At 37.2% G+C, this 18,199-nt stretch carries 13 protein-coding genes; 2 read left to right on the top strand and 11 right to left on the bottom strand.

What is annotated here, in order from left to right; genetic code table 11:
• Nucleotides 1-269: 269 nt before the first annotated feature.
• The 9 genes from ACSAMO_RS01230 to ACSAMO_RS01190 form a co-directional block, all read right to left on the bottom strand.
• Nucleotides 270-8,282, bottom strand: coding sequence for a sialate O-acetylesterase (locus ACSAMO_RS01230; RefSeq protein ID WP_499209613.1), 8,013 nt, complete (start codon nucleotides 8,280-8,282; stop codon nucleotides 270-272).
• 210 nt (nucleotides 8,283-8,492) lie between these two features.
• Nucleotides 8,493-9,683 carry a site-specific integrase gene (locus tag ACSAMO_RS01225; protein WP_025489609.1) on the bottom strand — a complete coding sequence of 397 codons (1,191 nt, stop codon included), beginning with the start codon at nucleotides 9,681-9,683 and terminating at the stop codon, nucleotides 8,493-8,495.
• A gap of 77 nt (nucleotides 9,684-9,760) precedes the next feature.
• Nucleotides 9,761-9,964, bottom strand: a complete 204-nt coding sequence (locus tag ACSAMO_RS01220) for an excisionase (RefSeq protein ID WP_002347229.1) — start codon at nucleotides 9,962-9,964, stop codon at nucleotides 9,761-9,763.
• A gap of 314 nt (nucleotides 9,965-10,278) precedes the next feature.
• Nucleotides 10,279-10,512: a helix-turn-helix domain-containing protein gene (locus ACSAMO_RS01215; RefSeq protein ID WP_003431885.1), complete on the bottom strand. Its 234-nt coding sequence runs from the start codon at nucleotides 10,510-10,512 to the stop codon at nucleotides 10,279-10,281.
• Nucleotides 10,497-10,937 carry an RNA polymerase sigma factor gene (locus tag ACSAMO_RS01210; protein WP_003431889.1) on the bottom strand — a complete coding sequence of 147 codons (441 nt, stop codon included), beginning with the start codon at nucleotides 10,935-10,937 and terminating at the stop codon, nucleotides 10,497-10,499. The genes ACSAMO_RS01215 and ACSAMO_RS01210 overlap by 16 nt, the downstream gene beginning before the upstream one ends.
• Before the next feature lie 273 nt (nucleotides 10,938-11,210).
• Nucleotides 11,211-11,846 carry an ABC transporter ATP-binding protein gene (locus ACSAMO_RS01205; protein ID WP_003431891.1) on the bottom strand — a complete coding sequence of 212 codons (636 nt, stop codon included), beginning with the start codon at nucleotides 11,844-11,846 and terminating at the stop codon, nucleotides 11,211-11,213.
• A 13-nt stretch (nucleotides 11,847-11,859) separates the two neighbouring features.
• Nucleotides 11,860-13,305 (bottom strand): ABC transporter permease, encoded by a 1,446-nt coding sequence (locus ACSAMO_RS01200; protein ID WP_077710200.1) that lies wholly within the window; start codon nucleotides 13,303-13,305, stop codon nucleotides 11,860-11,862.
• Nucleotides 13,306-13,308: 3 nt separating this feature from the next.
• Complete coding sequence (locus ACSAMO_RS01195) at nucleotides 13,309-14,532, bottom strand: ABC transporter permease (RefSeq protein ID WP_499209612.1); 1,224 nt, start codon at nucleotides 14,530-14,532, stop codon at nucleotides 13,309-13,311.
• An 11-nt stretch (nucleotides 14,533-14,543) separates the two neighbouring features.
• On the bottom strand, nucleotides 14,544-15,038 hold the full coding sequence (locus ACSAMO_RS01190) for a hypothetical protein (RefSeq protein WP_025489607.1): 495 nt from the start codon (nucleotides 15,036-15,038) through the stop codon (nucleotides 14,544-14,546).
• 162 nt (nucleotides 15,039-15,200) lie between these two features.
• Here ACSAMO_RS01190 and ACSAMO_RS01185 point away from each other — a divergent pair, with 162 nt between their 5' ends.
• Together ACSAMO_RS01185 and ACSAMO_RS01180 are read left to right on the top strand one after the other, a co-directional pair.
• On the top strand, nucleotides 15,201-15,887 hold the full coding sequence (locus tag ACSAMO_RS01185) for a response regulator transcription factor (RefSeq protein ID WP_025489606.1): 687 nt from the start codon (nucleotides 15,201-15,203) through the stop codon (nucleotides 15,885-15,887).
• Nucleotides 15,881-17,173 carry a sensor histidine kinase gene (locus ACSAMO_RS01180; RefSeq protein ID WP_021364213.1) on the top strand — a complete coding sequence of 431 codons (1,293 nt, stop codon included), beginning with the start codon at nucleotides 15,881-15,883 and terminating at the stop codon, nucleotides 17,171-17,173. The genes ACSAMO_RS01185 and ACSAMO_RS01180 overlap by 7 nt, the downstream gene beginning before the upstream one ends.
• Before the next feature lie 45 nt (nucleotides 17,174-17,218).
• On the opposite strand, the gene ACSAMO_RS01175 is transcribed toward ACSAMO_RS01180, so the two are convergent.
• Nucleotides 17,219-17,443: a hypothetical protein gene (locus tag ACSAMO_RS01175; RefSeq protein ID WP_009905044.1), complete on the bottom strand. Its 225-nt coding sequence runs from the start codon at nucleotides 17,441-17,443 to the stop codon at nucleotides 17,219-17,221.
• A gap of 45 nt (nucleotides 17,444-17,488) precedes the next feature.
• Complete coding sequence (locus ACSAMO_RS01170; RefSeq protein WP_009905043.1) at nucleotides 17,489-18,184, bottom strand: C45 family peptidase; 696 nt, start codon at nucleotides 18,182-18,184, stop codon at nucleotides 17,489-17,491.
• Nucleotides 18,185-18,199: the final 15 nt, after the last annotated feature.

The raw sequence follows: 18,199 nt of genomic DNA, 5'->3' as shown, positions 1-18,199 counted from the left end.
GTGCACAAACCGCTTGGGGATACCTGAAATATTTAGGTTTGTTTAAAATGCTGTACCTTGCAATAATGGACGTCATGAAAAATGGATTAGTCGCCGGCGTGATTGGATATGAGCCTCATTCTCAGTTGGAGTTCTTCTTTGCTGATAGAATCCGCTATTGACGATTTGATTTTTTTAATAACGTAAAAGCGGACGGAATTAAATTCCGTCCGCTTAAATAAAATTTTCTATACCATTTTGTATTTACACAAAACTAAAAGAATACTCTTTTAGTTTTTGTATACCTCTGCTATTGCTTTACCTGCCGCTATGCCAACTGTATTATATGCGATTTGGTGAAAATGATAATTGTCTTTCATATTTTCCTTAAATTCAAGGAATGAACCTACTGTATAAACATTATCATTCTCACTTGCAAGTTCTGCTTGTGCATCGTGTACTGTGACATATGCCTCATCATGTTTGCCGTCTGTATCGTCGTCACCGTTATAGTGACCTGTTTGAACTATGAACATATCTGTAACGCCCACTGTTTTCATATACTCAAACACATTAAGCGTCTGTGACTTATATGACGCTGCCGACTGACTTCCCGAATAAATTTTATCCGCGTCTGCTTCGCCTTGACACCAAACCATAAAGATATGATTTACAGTATAACCGTTATCTTCAAGATATGTTTTAGCGGCGGTAAGTCGCAACTGTGCCTCATTCTTTTGTGCCGCAGTATTCCAATATCCTATATTTGTACCGCCTCTTGATGCTTGGACTCCTACAATCGGAACACCTGTTTGGGCATAATAGCTGTTCATAAGTGATGAAACCATATCCCCACTTCTTCTGTCTATACCGTTACTTCCGTTGTCATTTATAGAATCGTTGTTTTCACTCTTGCCAAAAGGTTCTGATACACCGAATAACATATCTACATTTGATACACTTCTGAATTCATATCCTACGCCTATCGGGCATTCTGTCGCATCAGCGTATTCACCACGTCCTGCCATATTTGACTGCCCCATAAATATAGCCAAGTCAACAGTTTTTGTATTTTTAGTCTTATTGTCTGTTAAATTCTTTGCAAACAACCAATCAAGCAAGCCTGATGTATTCGCAGCTGACTTCAGAATATTATGACCTTCACCGTAAATTTCTTTATATTCAACATTCGTCGCACCGTTTTCGACAAGTGCTTTATATATTGCCTTTGAAGAATCATTAATTTCCGTATCGTCCTCGCCACCCGCAAAAATCATTACACCTGTATTATTTTTTGCTATTGCCTGCGCCAACGTTGCATCGCCTTTTCCTGCTATTGCAATTATTCCTGCATACTTATCGGGATTATCAGAGACAACCTTATAACAGCCCTCTGTACCCTCTGAATAACCTGCAATATATATTTTCTCATTGTTTACACTATACTGATTTTGAATATCATTTACAACTCCGTCAATCATATCCGACAAATCAGTCCAATTACTATCTGCACTGCATTGCGGTGCAACAAGAATACAAGGATTTGTGCTTTCCTGTTCTATAACCTTATCAAATAAATCTTGTGCGTTATACAACTGCTTTTCATTATCGTTGCCCTTTCTTGTTTCGCTGTGCAAGAACATTACTACCGGATACGATACTGAACTGTCATAATTTTCAGGAAGATAATATCTGTATTTCATTGTACTTCCGTCTTTTGTATATGTTCCGCTTTTAAACTTAGGGAACGCAGTTTCGTCTGTATCCGATGAATCGGTTTCATATTCTCTTACTACAAGATTGTCAAGATATATACTTCTGTCAGCTTTCTTTGAACGCTCCGACTTAAACGATATATCTGAAATCAATCCTGTTTCTGCTCCTGTGAGTTTACCTGTAAATGATTTTGAACCTATGTTTACAGTAACTGTATTAGTGGCAAAATTAATCTCATTTGACACTTGCGTTACTGACGATGACATACCGTCACCGCTTACCTTTGATACTGCTGATGCAACATCACTGTCAACAGCAATTTCTTCACTGCCAATAACCATACTTCCTGTACCGTTATATACGTTAAATGAGCAATTTACAAGATTTGTACCCTCACTGTCATTAATCGTGTATGCAAACATCTGTCCGCCCAGTGCACCGACATACAAATCAAAATTAACATTCGCCTTATTACCTATTGCAGGGTTTAATTTCAATGACAAAGTACCCGGTGCAGTTACATTTGCATTAAATTTAATATTCTGATTCGTTTCGTTCCAAGCCGCAGAGCCAGACACAACCGGTACATTTTCACCCTCTGTCGCCGTTGTATTTTCTGTGAAGTCCCACTTCTTTTCGATTATCGGTAAAGATTCTGTATTGGCTTTTATAAACTTTTCAGCCTCTGCAACGGAATAAACTCTTGTCACACCGTTTTCTTCACCTCTGATAACCTTACTGTCACTGTCGGCAGAAAGACTCGATAAATCTTTATATGTATATGAATAATCGGTTGTTTCATATCCCATACTCTTTAATTCTGCCGCAATAAATGATGACGCAAGCAAAGCGGAATGTTGTGTCAAGTGTAGGTTATCGCCTACCTGATAATTATTAACCGCCCAATTTGTATCGTTTGTATCTGTTTTGGCTTGATTTACATATAATTGAGTGTATTTATTAAGGTCTATGCACTCCACACCAATACTCTCGGCAAATTCAGTTATAGCATTAATCTTTGTTGAAGTGCTGTATGTGAAATATGTTTTGTGCTGATATTTACTGTTGTAAACAGGGCTTACAAGAACAGGTACTGCGCCTTTTTCTTTCGCCATAGCCGCCATTTCACTCATATACTGTTTCATTTCATCAATAGTAATCTTATTTGATGAACTTACCGAATCATTAATACCGAAGTCAATAATCAAAACATCATCTTTTTGAATTAACTTTTTAACCGATTCAAAACATTCGTTATACCAAGTCTTAACAGTAGCACTCGGCTGACCGAAGTTTGCAACCGCATATTTTGTCGGTGATAAGAACTTTTCAAGCTGCATACCGAAGCCTGTCATCATAACTTTATTGTTATCCAAGTCGTCACCGTCTGCATTTTGTGGATAGTAATTTGCAGATTCACTGTCACCCGCTATCCAAACAACTTGCTTTTTATACTTTTTTGGTACTCTGACAACTTCAACCGACGCAACTCTCTCATTTCCGCCCGAAGTATTACCGATTGCAAGATTTATCTGACCGCCTGTAACTTCCATTCTCGGTGCATACATTACACCGTATCCTGACGGACGGTTTTGTGAACCCGATGATGTAGTATTATTTATAATCTGAACACCGTTATTATAAACATCTGCTCTCGCTCCGCCTTTTCTGTATACAGTAATGTCATAAAAGCCGTCAGGTACATCTATTTTTATAGTATTGTCACCTGTCGGCAAGCAACCGTTTTCGTTAATATGATAATCACCGTTTCCAAGTCCGTAACCTTTTTCTTCTGTATAAGAATTTACATTGACTTTTACATATCCGTTTATATATTCATCTTTTGATGAAGAAGTATTGGTAAATTCAAATTTATACTCCGGCACTACCGTCACTTCTGATTTTGATGTATTATGAACTTTGCCGTTTTCTGCCTTGACGCTTTCGTATGTTCCGTCACCGTTATAAACTCTGTATGTATTGCTATCATACGAAGTAAGCTCTGATACGTCTATATATTCGTCTGATGATGTTATTTCTTCTGATGAATCATCTCCGTCTGATAAATCTTCTATATCGCTTACTTTTATCGAATGCGTTTTTCCGATTGGGTTCATCTTATCCAAACTGTCCCAATTCATCACTTTTACTGCATATCCGTCTTTGGTTGCAGGCATTTTAAGTGTCAAAGTTTTTTCGGCTGTATTGTCTGTTTCAGTGACAACCTGCTTTAAAAGTCCGTCTTTATCGTATAGCGCACAGATTGCAACGCCCTCAAAACCTTTATCAATATCAACTAAAATTGAACCGTTCTTTATTGTTGTACCTGTAATTTTTAACCTTTTCGTTTTAGGCTTTTCAAGATTTATAACTTGAGGTATATCGTCTTGTTTTTCACCTGTCACAAGTTGTGCCACACGAGTTGTTATTTGAGGTAAGATATAGTTTGAGAAATCTGTATAATAATGATTATAATCTTTCCACATACTCATAAGTGCCGTGGCTCTTTCCTGTGCTTTTGCTCTTGCCTCAATTTCGTTTTTTCCGCTTTGAACTGCAGTATTATATACTGTTCGTACATCATTTGTCATAACGTTATCTGCAATTTTTCCAATATCGACAAAGCCTATAATATTTGTATCGTTCGCTCTTTCGTTATATACTTCTCTGATTGCGGTATCATAACTGTTTGTTCTCATACCTTTGAACAATACATTATCTGCGTCATAAACCTTGTCTTTAGTTAAGCCGTAATTACCTGTCGGTGTGTAACTGCCCAATATTACCTTTGCGCCCATTGCTTTGATAGCGTCTATATAAATGTTATTATACTCTTTAAATTCATCTTTTGTTGAAGATGTATCATTTGTCCCCATACCGCTTATCGAAACAATGTCACCCGGTTTAATACCGCATAGGACGTTGTTAAGTAAACCTTCTGTATAATATGAACGGTGCTGACGTCCTGCTTGACCGCTGTTATAAAATGCACTTATAACATTTGATAGTTTCGGATAATCAGACAATGTATTATTAAGCGTATAAGCCCAACTTCCGTTTTGCTGTACCGTAGAATCGCCTATTGTCCACCATGCAGGCTTACTGTTTGCTGTGCGTTCTACTTTTTCAACTGTTAATGATGATAGTTTACCGTCACCCGAGAATGTAATATCGAGCACACCGTCACCGAATACCGCCGTTTTATATGTATCACTTTCTAATGTCTTTTTAGTTCTTTCAAAGCCTGTAAGTGACGAATTTACTCTTTCACACTTAATTGTGCCCTCATAAACTGCCGTAATTTCATATACTTCACCTGCTGTCAAGTTAAGTTTAAAACCAAAATTCTGACCGCTCATATAGCTTTCACCGTCTGCACAAGTTCCGTCTATACCAAAGCCACGACTTTCCTTATATTCGGTTGAAGAAGTAACTGATGTATAACCGTCTTTTGCACTTGTTGTGAAATTGAATTTTAGATTATATACGTTTACCTTAACCGATTTTTCAAGCGTTTTACCGTTTGAATCGGTTGAGATTGCTCTAACATAGATATCTGTCGGCTTTGCAGATGATGATACTGTTAATGTACCGTCACTTGCAATTTTTATATCACTGCCTGTATATTCTGTTGTGTTATCAGAATTGTATAGTTTGTATGTTACAGTCTTGTCTGTCAATACTTCCGCATTTCCGTTTTTAACGACTGCCTCATATTTGTTACTGCTCGGAATTTGTACTCCGACAGGTGATTTTATAAATGCAATACTGTCATTTGTACCGATTAGTTTTACTGTCTTTGTTACAGACTTTCCGCCTAATGTCACTTTAACAGATACGTCGCCGGCAGACGCCGTTGGGCTTACGACAAGATCTGCCGAATGTGAATCAGCGCTATCCGTTTCAACAGAAACACCATCTGCAAATTCATCGTCAATCTTCCATTCAGCTGTACCGAATGCAATATTACCGTCTGTCATATTTGCAGATACTGTCATAGGCACTTTTACACTGTCGCTTGCAGGAATATTAACCGTATCCTGCCCGTTTATTTTAAATGAATCTGTGTCAATCTGTGCCGATTGAATTTTAACATTATTTATATCTATAGAACTCGATTTATCTTTTGATAATGTAATTCTATAGTACTTGCCTGTTGTGTAATTTGCATTGAAGTTTATCAATTCAGATTGCATTAACGGAGTTTTGCCGTTATAATCGCCGTTTGAATCCAAGTTATATATCTTTGCTATACATTTTTTTACTGTCGGATCGGCTGTTACAACTATGTGATACCACTTATTCTTTTCACCTGTTCCGATTTCTGTACCGTTCAAGCTGAATTTTGAATCTGTGAAAGAGAATTCAAAGCCAACTGATGTGCTTTCTGTCACGTTTCCGCCTATATAACCGACAGTTCCGTCTATGCCGAAACGCACATCTTGTTCAAAATTAGTTTGTGATGTAATCTGCCCTACATTATTGTTAATATATGATGAGTTTCCTGTAAGTTCGCGAGACAGACTCAAATATTTACCGCCGTTATCTGATTTCAAAACAACATTACTCTTATCAGAGCCGTCTGTTGACCAACCGCCTGTTAAAATATCGTTTTGTGATGTTGTATATCCGACTAAACCGCTTTCGTAATTGTTGTAATCTGCGGTATAACCGGCTTTTGGCAAGTATATATCAGAATTAGCCTCTGTATCAGCTAACAGTACCAACGGGCGTGACACTTTGGTTGTCTTGCCGTTATATGTAACTGTGGCAGTTACCATGCCGTAATAGTTAGCCGATGTATTCTTTAGTTTAAAATTGACTGAACTTTGATTTGCACTGTTTACCGTTACACTTCCGTAACTGTCACAATACACCTGTGTTCCCGGGAAAGTTCCGCTTTCACCTGTCGGCTTGCCGCCAAGTGTTCTGAAACCGTCAAACTGCCAATCAATTTTATAATCTTTTACCCTTGAATCAGGGTTTGTTACTATGCTTGTTCCTCTTTCACCGACAATCTTCAATGAAATTTCATTGTCAGCATATGTATCGGAATCAGGTCCCATAGTAAGCATATTGTCTGTCGGGAATGAATTAAATTCTACCGTTGCAATATTTTCAATATAGTCTTGTGATATTTGTGCTGTGATTGTTGTATCCTTTGTAATTTGATATTTGTTTAAATCGTCAGAGTTTAATAGTTGACCATCAACGCTCCAGCCCTCAAAATACTTGCCGTATGCCGACATATCCGGTATGTTTACAACACATTCACCGTCATAGACATACTGTGAAAATTCATCAATACTGTTATTTATTTTTACTGTATGGAATACTTCGCTTAAATCCGAATCAAGTGCTTTTAAAATTTTGATATTGTCAATGCAAGTATCAACTCCGCTTGACGGTGCCAATAGTGCAAGACAGCTAAATGATGTTATATCCTCAGACATATTTATTCTTCCGTGATAATATACCGTATTTCCGTCAAGTGATGTTATGTATGCCGTAGCCGTTTTATTTGTAAAATCGCCTATCACTTTTACATGAATCCAATCATCAGGTATTTCTTTTGTCAAAACAGTCGGCTGAGCATATCTGCCAAGTGAAAGTCCGCTGTCTGATACACTGTTATTTATAACAAATTTATTTAAGTCTGCCGGTCTGTTCATTTTAAATGCATACTTTGCATTACTGTAACAACCGTGATTCATATATAGTGAACCTGTTTTTTCAAGAACTTCAAAATTAGAAACATTCGTTTTATAATTTGTTGTCTTTATATCTGCCTCAAGGACAAAATTATCCTTAATTTCAGTTATGCCTTTGTATGTTGAACGTGCAGTACCGCTTTTACCTGAAGTAACTGCAAGATATTTGTTTATTGTTTGATTGCTGTCACTTTTTAATTCTGCTGTTCCGGCAGGTGATTTCCAACCGTCAACGCTTGTACTGTTACCCGACGCTTTATCTCCGACCGTACAGTTTTCAAAATTCTCCTCATATAAGACTTCTCTCTCAACATCTGCTTTAGGTGTTGACTGTGGATTTGATGTTTGTATCGGATTCTCTGTCGGTGCTACAGTTTCTTTTGGAGTTTCAGTTGGTGTGAATGTAATATTTTGTAGATATGAAGTTCCTTTTCTGTAACCCAAATACATTGTTTCTCCTGCTTTCATATCATAAGTACCTTTATCCGAATAACCTTTATAAGTGCTGTCAATATAAACACCTAACGCACTGCCGGTAAATATTGCACTACCGTCTGACGGTGCAGTAAATGATACATAACTTCCATTACTGTATGACGAACTGGCATTTGTAACCTTACTGCTCTTTAAGTAAATCTTTCCGTCTGCCGATACATATGTTCCTGTATACGTCAAAACTGCTTTTGTATAATCGTCAATATCGTATATATCATCAGCAGTTCCGTATGTTGTGTCTGCATTATTTTTGACGAGTGATGTAAAATCACACGAATATGTATTATCATTTTCTGCAAATGACGTTACAGAAAAAGCAGAAAACATTGATATACACATTGCCAATGTTGTAATTAGACTTATAACTTTTTTAAACTTCATAGTTATACTCCTTTCGCACAATTACTTTTTTATTAAAAAACTTACTAAATTTCTGATTATCTTTTCATAAGTTGGTAAATGCCGATATATCCCGTATTTTAGGGCTTTATCGGTATTTTCTTTTCGGAAGATACCTTGCATAAGCTGGCATTTACCAGCATGAAAATGCAACCAAAAGTAGTAAATGAGTAGTAAATATAAGCTCCGATATTAACAAGCCAGCCTTTCCAGTTCTGCTTTTGCAGATTGAAATGTGCCGTGTGCATAATAGCCAAGTGTCATGGTTATGTTAGCGTGTCCCATGAGATATTGCAGAGTGTTTGGGTTCATTCCTCTGTTTGCCATATTCGTACAATAAGTATGTCTGAATGAATGTGGCGTGATGTTCGGTAACTTGTCCGTGTGATACTTGTTATACTTCTTAATCAGTCCTCGCACCATGCCCTCATAGTTTCCTGCAACTTTAGGCAAGCCCTCACGATTTAGGAATAGGAAATTGCTGTAACCACCTACAATCAGCGGTTGTGCCTTTCCTCTGTTCTTTAGTATTCTTTGGATTGCTTGATAAGCCCGTTCTGTCAATGGAAGTTCCCGTTTTCCGTTTTTGGTCTTTGGTGTTTCAATATAGTAGCCCATTTCGCTATCTTTCAATAACTGGTGGTCTATATTGAGTATTCTGTTCTGCATATCAATATGCGTCGTCAGTCCGCAAAATTCAGAAATACGAAGTCCCGTTTCCAGCAGAAGCACAACCTCATCATAATACTTACTGTAAATCTTGTCCTTTTCCATAAAGGCAAGCAGGTGTTCTTCCTGCTCTGGTGTAAGGATAACTTTCTGTTCGGTATCATCTTCCAGAACATCACTTAACTTAAATTCAAATGGGTTCTTTCTGATACAGTCGTCTTGTATTGCCATGTAAAATGACGCTTTCAAGGAACGTTTATAGTTATCAATCGTTTTATAGGCATATCCTTTTTCGCTCATTCTGATAGCCCATTCTTTAGCGTCCGACTGCTTAACCGTATCAATCGCCCTCATACCTAATGGGTCATTTTTCAAAGCGTTCATAAGATACTGTCGTCCTTTTTCAGTAGCCCTTTTGATGTTCTTTCTTTGACTGTTCTTCTTGTCGTAGAGCTGGCAGACTGTCATTTTACCGCCGACTGTGTCGATACCGTCGTTAAGGTCTTTTTTTATCTGTGCTTCTTTTTCCCTCAACGATATATCATCACGCTTTCCAGCAGGTGTCTTGTCTGTCGGTACAAGTTTCCAAGAATAGATAAATTGTGGCTTTCCGTATATATCGGTATATTTATAAACGTATCTTCCGTCTTTTCGCTGGCTCTCTCCATTACGCAAATTGCGATTTTTACTGTCTTTTCGTTTCACATTAGACATAGTGTAAAGCTCCTTTCCGTCATGGAATGAGCCGTGATACGCTACTAATATTATACCATATCTACGGCTCAATGACATTAGATTTCGTCCAATGTATCTATGATTTTTTCAAATTGTTTTCGCTTAATCTGAATACGATTACCGTTCACGATAACCCAGCCAGCGTCAAGATTTTCTTCGGCTAATTTACGCAATTTCTTTTCGCCAATACGGAAGTATTTAGACGCTTCTTCAATCGTCAGCGTATATTTTTCCCAGATAGGCACATCAGTATTGTTCATAATCTATGCACCCCCTTTACTGTGTGTCATTTTTTTACAAGCAGACAAACGGCTTTGGAAAGCTCCGTTAGTATCTCAACTATTCCCATTCTTGTGGGCAGAACCGCACCATGCGGACGTATCATTATTCTGTGAGGATAGGTCGTGGCAAAACGACTATTCCAACAGTCGCTCTCGGATCACTGCGTGGGTCGCTCGCTTTCTTTTGGAAAGGTCATGGCGTACAGTCCCCGTGGCTTGCTATCTCACAAACGTATCTGTCTGCTTTATTCAGTTGTCAAAGACCAGACGGGCATAATCAATCCCAATATGAATTAGAAGCGTTTAATATCAAAGTTTAAGATTTTACGAATAATCGCTTCTTTGATAAAACCTTTCATTTCCAAATCTACCGCAAGACGTAAGTTGTTGTTATCGTCGTAAAACGGACGCATACAGCACTGATTGATATATGGGTCATAAAATTCCAAGATTTTTGAAATTGCTGTTTCGTCGCCGTCGCAGGCTTTGGAAATAACCGTGAAAGTCGGTGTCAGCTCTTTTGGCATTTTTCTTTTTCCTCCTCAATCAGTTGCTTTAACTTGTCTAGTGCTTGTATTCTGCACTTCGTTACATTCGCTCTGGAACAGTCAAGCATTTTCCCAATGTAAGTGTCCGTGTCGCCAATGAAAAAATACTGTAAAACGATATTACGCTTTCGTTCTTCAATAGCTTTCAATGCACGAGCCAGTTGTTCATCTTCGATTGATACTTTTTCTCCACAGACTTCAAATACCGCAACATAATCCGTAGAATATGTATCTTCTGTACCTATGGAATTTAAGAGGTCGTCCATAATTTCGGCGAATGGCATTTCTTTTTTCTCTGAACGACGTATCGCTCGATAGAAGTCAATCGCTCTATGACGTATAACTGTTTTAATAGCACAATCGAATTGATGACAGGTTTTTTCTTGTAGTTCTGACGGTTTCATTTTCCTCACCTCCTTTCGCTAGTCGAAAAGAGGTGTCTGCCCCTTTTCATATATACCGCGTTGAAAGTGGGGACAGCGTAACCAAAATCGAAAAAACTTTAAAAAATTTTTTTCTGGCATGAAAAAAGCCCGCACAAAACATATAGTCTGTACGAGCTTTTAAAACTGTGCTATATTCAGTTGTTATAAAAATGCCGTTAGGTTCAAACTGATTGCGTCGAGGTATATCTAAAATATTCCATAATGACAACTCCTTTACGGCACTATTCTAATTTAATCAGACAGAAAAGAAATTGCACCGTTTTTAATTTCTAAGATTTCGTCGGCTTCTTCTGCCAAATGCTTACTGTGTGTAACCACAACAACACATTTTCCTAATTCATGTGCAGTCTTTTTCAGCAAAGCAATGATTTCATCAGCGGTAGTTTCGTCAAGATTTCCCGTCGGTTCGTCTGCCAAAAGTACATGAGCGTCGCTGGCTAATGCTCTTGCAATCGCTACACGCTGTTGCTGTCCGCCAGATAGTTGCAATACATTTCTCTGCCAGTATTCTTTTCCAATGCCGACTTCTTCCAATAATTTTTCAGCATTTCCACTACCACCTAATTTGACATTTTCAACCGTTGTCAAATAATCAATCAGATTATAATTTTGAAATACCAATGAGATATTATGCTTTCTGTGGTAATTCAGCCCTTTTTTTGTAATGTCCTCGCCATTGCAAAGGACAGTCCCTTTTACCGCTGTGTCTAAGCCTGCTAACAACGATAAGAGTGTTGTTTTTCCTGCACCACTCGGACCGACAATAGTATAAAAAATACCCTCCTCGAAAGTAGCAGATACATTATTCAAAATGGTTTTATCTTTTTTTGTTTTGTAAGCATAGCTTACATTCTTTACTTCTAACATTTTCGTCGTCCTCCTAACTCATTTCCGATAAAATATCTTTCGGGTTTCTCTTTAGTATTACAATTCCAGATACCAGAACAGAAGCCGTTATCAACACAAGAACACTTGCTCCGTCCAACAGATACATTTCTGGCGTAACCTCTACGCTGATATTCTGCACGTCCTGCTTTGGTGCAACATATTCTGTGGATACTTTTCCCTCGTTATTTTTTTCTTCTTCCTGCATTTGCTGAACCTGCTGTGATACCAGATAATTTGCAGTTACTTTGGAAACGGCAGGAGCGACAGCAAAGGATAGCATAAGGGAAAGAACAGCAATCATAATCGCTTCACTCCAAATCTGCCCGATAATTCTGAATTTCGGAACACCGAGAGATAAGAAAATGCCGACTTCCTGCACTCGATTTTTCAGCCAGAACAGAAATACTAAAACAAGGATAACAAAACTTGCAACAGAGATTACCAATATCATCATTTCGCTTACTTTTGCTAAATCATTGAAGTTTGAGGACATGGTTTCGGAATTTCCGTTATTGTCAATCAAATCATATTGCTCCCAGTTGATGTCTACTTTTTGCAGATTTTCTTTTACTTCGTCGTAAGCTTCCACATCTTCTACTTTGAAATAGGCTCTTTCATATAATGGACTTGTTTCACCCTCTGCCTTTTCTGGAAATCTCAAATCTGTAAATATTACATTTTCCGAACGGTAAGTATCTCCCTGCATAAGTGGGGACATCTTTTGATCCACTTGATAAATTCCAACAATCTCAGCTTCTGATACCTTTGAATTTTCAGTATCGTGGTAATCATTAAAAGAAATCTTATCGCCGATTTTCAGATTATTTTGATTTGCAAGTTCCTCTGAAATGACACACATATCTTTATCCTCTGGGGTTATCATTCGCCCCTCTTTGATATGCAGGTTTCCAGATAAAACATTTCTGTCAAGTTTCATATCTTTGTTTCCAATTAAGCTTACACCTCCCTCATCTACACTTTGGTCTACATCTTTATCTTCAATTCTTTTGAAATTTACAGGGTTTACAGGAGTTGTTGCTGTTGTAATATTGTAATCAGCAATTCCTTTTGTTTTTGCCAGTTTCTCAATGTCTTTTATATCTAAGCTTTCAAATTCATTTGTTGTCCAGCCTGACCAAGTCTCCACACCATTGATAATCTCTTTTTCCTGATGGTAGCCACCAAAACTACCTTCCTTATCATTACCAATCTTTTCTGAGTATTCACGAACTCGTTTTGTTCGGTACTCTGCATTTCTTTCTAAAAGAAAGCCTGCACCTATGGCTTGTCTGGTTTTGTCCTGCACCTCAATACTGGCATTTTTGCTCGCCACACCTGCAAGAAGCAGGGTACTGATTGCAAAAACAATCAACAATAAGAGAATACTTTTTATGGGCTTTCTGAACACAGAACGCCTTGCCAATCCAAAAAAATTCATGTACTATCCCTCCATTTTCGCTAATATATCTTTTGGGTTTGCTCGTAATATCGGAAGAATGGAACAGCACAATGCCACCAGAATAACTGCACCACCTAAAAGGAACAACATTCCAATATCTTGTATCTGCAACACCACTTTCAGATTTTCTGTTACTGTTTCTGAACCAGTAATGACATTTTGCAAAACGCCCGAGAACAATTTACCAATGGCTGTTGCTCCTAAAACCGAAAGTGTAAATACACTGCCTGCTTCTAATAAAGTTTGCAGGAAAATTTCACTTTTTGTCTTGCCGAGGCTCATAAAGATTGCCACCTCTTTTTGCCTTGTCCGCATCCACATACATAACAGCAGGGAAACAACAACAGTACCAGTTACCAATGTAAGTACCAGCATAAGATTTGCCACCTTACTGATTTGCTCTAATGGAGCAGACATCTGTTGATAAAGGGTATCGGAAGTGCTAAGTTCTACATCATTTCCGAATATTTTTTGCAAGCTGGTTTCCAGCACATCTAATTTTTCTGGTCTTTTTGAATAAACGCAGAGTTTTTCAAATTCAGCTTCTTTGAACAATTCTTTATAAGTGCTGTTGTCAATAAAGACTTGATTTTCTATTCGATTGACTGCGGTAGTTTCTGACGGCTGGTCTTTTTCCACATTTCCTGCGGACATGAAAATTCCAATAATCTGAACAGATACTTTTGTTCCGTTTTCTGTACTTAATTCAATCGTATCTCCAACTTTTAGCTCATTTTGATTTGCAAGGTTCGCATTGATAACAGCACCTTTTTTCTCATGTTTGATATAATCGCCAGAAGATAAGCGGTACTGCATTTCTGAAAAAGGGCTGTCCTTTTCCAAATCATCATAGGAGAGCAACGCTATTTTCAAATTTTCCTCATTCGTAGAAGTATTGAGCGTAACGGGAGCAAAACTAGCTGGAAATACATCTTGCCTGCCGATACGGTTGATAGCTGAAACATCTTCCAGCGTTTCAATCTTGTTTACTTCATTCTCTGTTATCTTGCTGTCCTTACTTGTAATTTCAGCTACAATCTTAGAATTTGTCTTTTCCTGCATGGCTTGTTTGGACTCATTTGTAGTCCTTAAAATCATGCTTGTACCTAAAATCATACTGTTTACAAGTATCAAAACAATCAACAAAAGAATGGTTTTTCCTTTTTTTCGCTGTAAATAGCGAAAACCAAGTTGATAAAACTTCATACTTCACACCTCTATTCCCAACGGGCTATGACAACCTTTGTTGCATTGAAATGAAGTGTGTCTGCAAATTCTCCATAAAGATATACTTCAGATTGTTTTTTTACATCGGATATAGAACCCGTTGTTACATTTGTAACACCAGACTGTGCATTTACTGTGGCAATGACAAATTCACAATCTGGGTTATAGGTTACAGAAACAGCATTGTCTTTATTTTCCATTCCCGGTGCTTCTATTTTTATCCCAGCTCCACCCTCAATATCTTTTGCTTGATTTACCAAGCAACCATTGTCTGTAAATTCCAAAACACTTCCTCTCAAATTAGCAGACTCTAATATGTCGTTTCCTTTATTTTCTGAAGAACCATTTGTATTTTCTTCATTCGTATTAGAATTGACAATAGGATTAGACGTATCTGGCTTCTCATTTGGACTTGCACCACACCCCGTCAATGCACAGATACATAATCCAACTGCTATGAATTTACTGATGTTTGTTTTTTTCATTTTTGTATTCCACCTTTCTTGTTCGATATGCCCCTATTGTAAAAGCAAACCATTCTAAAAATCCTGTAAAAAAGTAAGAAAATCATCATCATTTTTTAGAGGATTTTTACAGACTTTTCTGTTATACTGTCTATAATTTATATAGAAAAGGATTGATACATTATGAAAATACTTCTTCTGGAAGATGATTTAGAGTTATGTAAAAATATAAAAATTTCTCTGGAAAAAGAAAACTATATGGTTGATTGTTGCAATGACGGGGAAACTGCTATGCTGTATGCCTTAAATACAGACTATGCTTATGACCTCGCCATTGTAGACCGTATGTTACCGATTATTGACGGTTTGACAATCATAAAATCTATGCGTAAAAAAGGAATTTCTATTCCTATCCTTATCATTACTGCCATGAGTACCCTTGACAATCGGGTTGAGGGTTTAGACGGCGGTGCTGATGATTATTTAGTAAAACCATTTCATATCAAAGAATTGCTTGCAAGAGTTCGGGCATTAACAAGACGCCCTGCCAATATCCAGTTATCTTCCAAATTAGAATATGGAGATTTAACTTTCGATAAAGACAGCCGAACCTTATCTACACCCGTCAATTCTCTTTTATTAACTTCAAAAGAAACCGAGTTGACTTTTGTATTTATGCAGAACCCAGAAACACTATTTTCCCGTGAACAGCTAATCCTTAAAATCTGGGGCAGTTCTTCCGAGGTAGAAACTGGCAATGTAGACAGTTACATTTCTTTTCTGCGAAAACGCCTAAAAGAATTAAAAAGTTCCTGTAAAATAACAACGGTCTACGGTGCAGGGTACAAACTGGAGAAAGAAACATGTTAAATAACTTATACCGAAAACTTCATATTCTGTTTGCAAGTTCTGTTATGCTGATTATTACCCTTGTGATTTCCTTTGTCGTTGCGAACACAGTTCATACAGAGAAAATCAACGAAAGCACCTTATTTCAGAGATTGACAACCTTGCTGATTTATCAAGTGGAAAGTGCTTCTTCGGATATGGACAAAGCACTCAAAACCTACGAAGAGAGTTATCATATTTTTTCTTTAATTACTGATACAAGGGGGAATACCATTTATCAGAGTGATTTCCCATTTCCAACTTCTGCGGACAATCTGTTGCATGATGTAGAAAAGCAGATTTCTACACAACCATTATCACAAATAGAAAACAGCACAACTTCACAAGGCGGTTTTCTGGAAATAAGAGGAACACATCACGATACTTATTTTGTTATTCCTGCTACAATTAGGACAGCAAATGATACCGTGTATCATGCAACCTTTCTTTATCAGACAGCCAGTTTGACGGATATTTTACAAAAAACATTGCCTATATATCTTCTTATCTGGTTTTTGGCTTGTATCGTTGTTATCGTGCTGACCCGTTATCTGCTGAAAAAGTCGTTTGCTCCAACGGAACGAATACTGCAAAGCCAAAAAGATTTTGTTGCAACAGCGTCCCATGAATTAAAATCTCCACTTGCTGTTATGATTTCCAACACGGATATGCTTCTTGATAATGTTTCCTTAAACGAGCAGGCAAAGCAAGCCGTACAGACCATAGATTTTGAATGTATGCGGTTATCCCGTTTAGTCAAAGATATGTTGCTTTTGGCTTCTTCCGACGCTAAAACATGGACATTGCATAAAAGCACAATCAATGTAGATACCTTGCTCATTACGTTATATGAAACCTACGAACCCGTCTGCATGAAGCAGAATTTAGAACTAAAACTGCATTTATCCGAGGAAAGTTATCCTGCTATGTTTACCGACAAAGACCGATTATTTCAAATCTTGTGTGTCTTTATGGATAATGCCATTCAACATTCCAAGAATAATTCTTTAATAGAGATAGAAGTAATCGCCACCGAAAAAAATATTGCTTTTTCTGTGGTAGACCACGGGCAAGGCATTTCTGATGAAGATAAGCAGTATATCTTTGACCGATTTTATAGTGGCGACAAGTCCCATACGAACAAATCGAATTTTGGACTGGGACTAAGTATCGCCAAAGAATTAACTCAAATGCTGAACGGTATTATCATTATCAATGATACTGCTGGTGGAGGTGCTACTTTTACTGTTAAATTTCCTCTGAAATAGATTAAGGCTTGCAGATCATACACTATGTATGGAGCAAGCCTTTTTTCAAATCTTTGTCTTTTTGGTAATCTTGTAAATATATTCTTCTGGGGTAGGGCGTTTATTACCAAAATATTTTTTGAAATTTGCCTGCACTTCTGGGGCGGTGCTATTCATAGCTTCATCAATCGTCGCTTCAATATCTGCCCGAACATCAGCCAATGATACACCGCCAGCTTTTGCACCAGCTTTCAACGCTTTTTTTATATCTCGCTTTTTTAGTCCTATCATAATAACCTTTCTTATCATAATTGCAAATTTATAAATTCATTAGTATTAAAACTGAAATTCAAATACATTACTAAAATCATTGTTCAAGACATAATAAACTTTATTTTTTTCTGTAGAATATACAAATGAAACCCTAGTTGCCCACAAGTCTTTTTGAGAAACAGATTTTAATACTTTAAATGCGTCATTTACTGAAAAATCTTTATCATATCCTGCCAATAACTCTTTAGCCACTTCGTATCTTGTATCCCCAGAAACAATGTACGGCTTTGTTATATCTGGTTTTAGAATAGAATAATTTGTAATAAGTGAAAAATTTTCTTGTTCATATCTATACCCAATTCCAGGTTCAATAATTAAAACTCGTCCTTTTTTATCAGAAAGCATAGCTTGCATAGTAGCATCTGGTGCATAAATAATTTTTTTCTTTTTAACAATGTCCAAGGCTTTATCAAAAGAAATCTCTGCCTTAATGAATTTTTCTGTTAATTCAGATATTGTAATACAATCCTCGCTTTCTATATACCTTGCATTTTCATTACCATGAACATAAAGAAGTGTTCCTACATTACCATTTTTATTTATCCCATGAAATGAATGATACAGACCGTCAGGCATTTTAATACCAATATAAAATCTATTTTCTTCGGTAATTACAGTATGATCCCATACAGAAAGGTCAATATCAAAATTAAAACCAACAATTTTATCTATACCATTGTAAACAAATCTTGTACACATATAATCACTCCTCAA

The organism is Ructibacterium sp. SJQ-7, assembly GCF_054696575.1.
Note: the sequence above shows the minus strand (reverse complement) of the source record. Positions and strands in the feature narration are given on the sequence as shown.

Coding starts and splice junctions, on each gene's coding strand:
- ACSAMO_RS01230 (WP_499209613.1), bottom strand. CDS start 8,282: ATGAAGTTTAAAAAAGTTATAAGTCTAATTACAACATTGGCAATGTGT.
- ACSAMO_RS01190 (WP_025489607.1), bottom strand. CDS start 15,038: ATGAAAAAAACAAACATCAGTAAATTCATAGCAGTTGGATTATGTATC.
- ACSAMO_RS01220 (WP_002347229.1), bottom strand. CDS start 9,964: ATGAACAATACTGATGTGCCTATCTGGGAAAAATATACGCTGACGATT.
- ACSAMO_RS01185 (WP_025489606.1), top strand. CDS start 15,201: ATGAAAATACTTCTTCTGGAAGATGATTTAGAGTTATGTAAAAATATA.
- ACSAMO_RS01170 (WP_009905043.1), bottom strand. CDS start 18,184: ATGTGTACAAGATTTGTTTACAATGGTATAGATAAAATTGTTGGTTTT.
- ACSAMO_RS01200 (WP_077710200.1), bottom strand. CDS start 13,305: ATGAATTTTTTTGGATTGGCAAGGCGTTCTGTGTTCAGAAAGCCCATA.
- ACSAMO_RS01210 (WP_003431889.1), bottom strand. CDS start 10,937: ATGAAACCGTCAGAACTACAAGAAAAAACCTGTCATCAATTCGATTGT.
- ACSAMO_RS01215 (WP_003431885.1), bottom strand. CDS start 10,512: ATGCCAAAAGAGCTGACACCGACTTTCACGGTTATTTCCAAAGCCTGC.
- ACSAMO_RS01225 (WP_025489609.1), bottom strand. CDS start 9,683: ATGTCTAATGTGAAACGAAAAGACAGTAAAAATCGCAATTTGCGTAAT.
- ACSAMO_RS01205 (WP_003431891.1), bottom strand. CDS start 11,846: ATGTTAGAAGTAAAGAATGTAAGCTATGCTTACAAAACAAAAAAAGAT.
- ACSAMO_RS01195 (WP_499209612.1), bottom strand. CDS start 14,532: ATGAAGTTTTATCAACTTGGTTTTCGCTATTTACAGCGAAAAAAAGGA.
- ACSAMO_RS01175 (WP_009905044.1), bottom strand. CDS start 17,443: ATGATAGGACTAAAAAAGCGAGATATAAAAAAAGCGTTGAAAGCTGGT.
- ACSAMO_RS01180 (WP_021364213.1), top strand. CDS start 15,881: ATGTTAAATAACTTATACCGAAAACTTCATATTCTGTTTGCAAGTTCT.